Origin of the sequence: Shewanella sp. AC34-MNA-CIBAN-0136, assembly GCF_040309945.1 — a bacterium.
Classification (GTDB): domain Bacteria; phylum Pseudomonadota; class Gammaproteobacteria; order Enterobacterales; family Shewanellaceae; genus Shewanella.
The window spans coordinates 1-257 of sequence record NZ_JBEOPJ010000084.1; the positions used below are offsets into that span (position 1 = coordinate 1).

Consider the following 257-nt stretch of genomic DNA (forward strand, 5'->3'; position numbering starts at 1 on the left):
GCCAATACGGGCGCACCAATGCCCGTGATTAAGGTCAGTTTTAGGCCCGCGTAAAATTCCCCTTGGGAAAACACGTTACGCCAAGGGGATAAAGAAAAGTCATATTCGCCCAGTGGGGGGAAATAATGAAAAGCAGGAAGCAAGGTACCGACCAAGCCAATGACAATGGGAAGGGCCAGTAAAACAGTGATAAAACCTGTGATCCATTGAATGTGTTTTAGCGGCATCTTGCTTCTTATTGCTTATGTGGTTTTTGT

Annotated in this window: 1 pseudogene; it reads right to left on the reverse strand. The window is 45.9% G+C overall.

The annotated features are described in order from the left end of the window. Window positions 1-227: pseudogene (locus tag AAEY94_RS20755) on the reverse strand (hypothetical protein); the annotation flags it as partial. Window positions 228-257 lie beyond the last annotated feature (30 nt).